The 2,964-nt window shown below is 71.5% G+C and carries 5 protein-coding genes; 4 read left to right on the forward strand and 1 reads right to left on the reverse strand.

What is annotated here, in order from left to right; all coding sequences use genetic code 11:
• Positions 1-554 (forward strand): hypothetical protein (locus tag B8460_RS22415; protein WP_048863177.1); only part of this gene is annotated, 554 nt, incomplete at its 5' end.
• A 3-nt stretch (positions 555-557) separates the two neighbouring features.
• Here B8460_RS22415 and B8460_RS18920 read toward each other — a convergent pair.
• Positions 558-797, reverse strand: coding sequence for a hypothetical protein (locus B8460_RS18920; protein ID WP_048863178.1), 240 nt, complete (start codon positions 795-797; stop codon positions 558-560).
• 173 nt (positions 798-970) lie between these two features.
• Between B8460_RS18920 and B8460_RS18925 the strand changes: the two genes are divergently transcribed.
• The 3 genes from B8460_RS18925 to B8460_RS18935 all read left to right on the forward strand — a co-directional run bounded on the left by B8460_RS18925 (position 971) and on the right by B8460_RS18935 (position 2,882).
• The gene (locus tag B8460_RS18925; protein ID WP_048863179.1) at positions 971-1,702 is read left to right on the forward strand and encodes an orotate phosphoribosyltransferase; all 732 of its coding nucleotides are present in this window, start codon (positions 971-973) and stop codon (positions 1,700-1,702) included.
• Positions 1,699-2,373, forward strand: coding sequence for an MOSC domain-containing protein (locus B8460_RS18930; RefSeq protein WP_048863180.1), 675 nt, complete (start codon positions 1,699-1,701; stop codon positions 2,371-2,373). The genes B8460_RS18925 and B8460_RS18930 overlap by 4 nt, the downstream gene beginning before the upstream one ends.
• Before the next feature lie 65 nt (positions 2,374-2,438).
• Entirely contained in the window at positions 2,439-2,882 is a 444-nt protein-coding gene (locus tag B8460_RS18935; RefSeq protein WP_048863181.1) for a MaoC family dehydratase, read from the forward strand.
• Positions 2,883-2,964 lie beyond the last annotated feature (82 nt).

Genomic DNA, 2,964 nt, shown 5'->3' on the forward strand with positions numbered 1-2,964 from the left:
GCGGCCGCCCGGGCGGACGGCGGGAGACCGGCGCCGATGGGCATCCCGGCCCGGCGCTGGCCGCCGCCAGCCCGTTCCTGAAGTTCCCGGGCAGCCGGCACATGCGGACCCTGCCGGACGGGCTCTGGCTCAACTTCGGCGGCACGCCTGTGGAGCCTTTTGTGGACATCTTCGCCATCGAGGCCTGCGCCACGCTGCCGAACCTGCTGGACAAGCGGTCGCGTTTCGCGCCCAGCACGACCTCGCTGCTGGCGGTCTGCCCGGTGCCCTGGCTGCTGGCGCCGGTCGCGGCCGAGGACCCGACGCCGCGCTGGCAGCTCACCGGCGTGCTGCGCGCGCCGCCGGTGGTGCCGCTGGTGCTGCCGGTGCGCGACATCCGGGTGATGTACGGCCTGCGCGACACGCATTACGAGGGGTTCGCCCGCAACGCCGTGCCGCATCCGCACGAATACTTCGTGCCGATGACCGCGCTGACCGATGAGAACGGGGCGAGAAACCCGCAACTTCAGGCGCTTATGTCGCGCGCCTGTACTGCCGCGAACTTCCTGGGCTAGCGCCTAGTCGCAGGCGCAGCCATCGGTGGGGCCGCTGTCCTGGCGCACCACGTGATGGTCGATCCATTCCGCCACCAGCCGCCGGGCCTCGTTCAGCGAGGCTTCGGGGTGGTGGATGCGATACAGCGTGGTGCAGGCGCGGAACGCCGCCGGGTCGTCGTTGCCGCAGTGGCGCAGCTCCCGATACGCCGTGACGACGGCGCGCTCGCAGCGGCGGGCGATGCGGCTGACGTCGGAACCCATCGGGCGGCCTCCATGTTGCGAGTCATTCGCAAACGAGACGTATGATACGGACAGCTGCGGCGCCGCACAAGCGGGGCCGTGGGCGGCGCGCGGCGGCTCCGCCCGGAATGGACGCCGCGCCCGGCGCGGATTAGGTAGGGTGGATTGCCGCACCGCAACCGCGCCCGGACCCGATGGCCAAGACCGCCAACAGCCACCAGACCGACTGGGACCGCGACGCCGCCCTGACGGCGGCGCGTATCCTGCTGGAGATCAAGGCCGTCAATTTCCGGCCGGAGGAGCCGTACACCTTCACCTCCGGCTGGAAGTCGCCCGTCTATATCGACTGCCGCCGCATCATCTATTTCCCGCGCGCGCGGGCCAAGATCATCGACCTCGCGGTCGAGAAGCTGGGCCGGGCGATCGGCTATGAGCAGATCGAGGTGGTGGCCGGCGGCGAGACCGCAGGCATCCCCTATGCCGCCTGGATCGCCGACCGGCTCAGCCTGCCGATGGCCTATGTCCGCAAGCAGCCCAAGGGGTTCGGCCGCAACGCCCTGATCGAGGGCGACGTGCCGGACGGGCGGCGCACGCTGCTGGTCGAGGATCTGACCACCGACGGGCGGTCGAAGATCCGCTTCGCCCGCGCGCTGCGCGACGCCGGGGCGATCGTGAACCACACCTTCGTCGTCTTCTATTACGGTGTCTTCCCCGGCAGCTTCGAGACGCTGGCCGGCATGGACATCGCGCTGCATCATTTGTGCAACTGGTGGGACGTACTGGAGGTCTGCCGCGAGCGGCCGTATTTCGCCGACAGCGCGCTGGCCGAGGTGCGGCGGTTTCTGGAAGACCCGCCGGGCTGGAGTGCGGCGCATGGCGGCCTATCCGCCGCGCCGGCCGAGCAGCCCGAGGGCGCCGCCGGATGAGCGGGACGGCGGCGCGGATACGCTCCATCCAGGTCGGCGCCATCGGCGTGCTGACGGACGAGGGGCCGCGCGCGGGCACGCCGACCGCGTTCCGCAAATCTCCCGTGACAGGTCCGGTGCAGGCCGGGCCGCTCGGCCTCGCCGGCGACGCGCAGGCGGACCTGACGGTGCATGGCGGGCCGGACAAGGCCGTCTATGCCTATCCCTGGGCGCATTACGCGGTGTGGGAGGCGGCGCATCCGCGCCTCGCCGGCCGGCTGCGCCCCGGCGCCTTCGGCGAGAACCTGACGGTCGAGGGGCTGGACGAGACGGTGGTGGCGCTCGGCGACCGGTATGCGGTGGGCGGGGCGGTGCTGGAAGTCAGCGAGCCGCGCCAGCCCTGCTACAAGTTCGCGCATATCCATGACGACACCCGCCTCGGCAAATACATGCTGGCCGAGGGGATGACCGGCTGGTACCTGCGCGTCGTCACACCCGGCCCGATCGCCGCGGGCGACGCGATGACCCTGCTCGACCGGCCCTATCCCGCGTGGACGGTGCGGCGCCTGTCGGTGGTGGTGACCGGCCAGGGCGGCGCGCGTCCGGGCCGCGAGGCGCTGGCCGAGCTCGGCGCCATCCCCGCCCTGCCCGCCTATCTGCGTCGCGACATCGCGAAGGCGCTCGCCCGCTAGACGGGCGGCGGCGCCCGGGCCTGCGCGTCACGGCTTGCGCGACTTGTGAAGGAACGATCCGTAGCATGCTGTATTTCGAGGATTTTCCGGTCGGATCGACCCGCGACCTCGGCACGTTTTCGCTGACCGAGGCGGAGATCATCGCCTTTGCCCGTGCCTATGACCCGCAGGTATTTCATACCGACCCGGTTGCCGCGCGGGACAGTTTCTATGGCGGGCTGATCGCCAGCGGCTGGCAGACCTGCGCCAGCGTGATGCGGCGCATGTGCGACGGGTATCTGCTGGACACCGCCAGCCTCGGCTCGCCCGGGGTGGACGAGATCCGCTGGCTGCGCCCGGTGCGGCCGGGCGACGTGCTGTCCGTGCGGATGGAGGTGGTCGAAAGCCGCCCGTCCGCCAGCAAGCCCGACCGCGGCATCATCCGCTCCCGCTGGACCGCCACCAACCAGCATGGCGAAACCGTGCTGACGATGGTCGGCATGGGCCTGTTCGGCCGCCGCCCGGCCTGATCCGCCGCCGGCCGCGACGGACGAGGCGGCGGGCGGGGCGGTGTGAGACATGGCGGCGGGCGGGGCGGCGCCCGGGGCGATC

Origin of the sequence: Acidisphaera rubrifaciens HS-AP3 (assembly GCF_000964365.1) — a bacterium.
Classification (GTDB): Bacteria; Pseudomonadota; Alphaproteobacteria; order Acetobacterales; family Acetobacteraceae; genus Acidisphaera; species Acidisphaera rubrifaciens.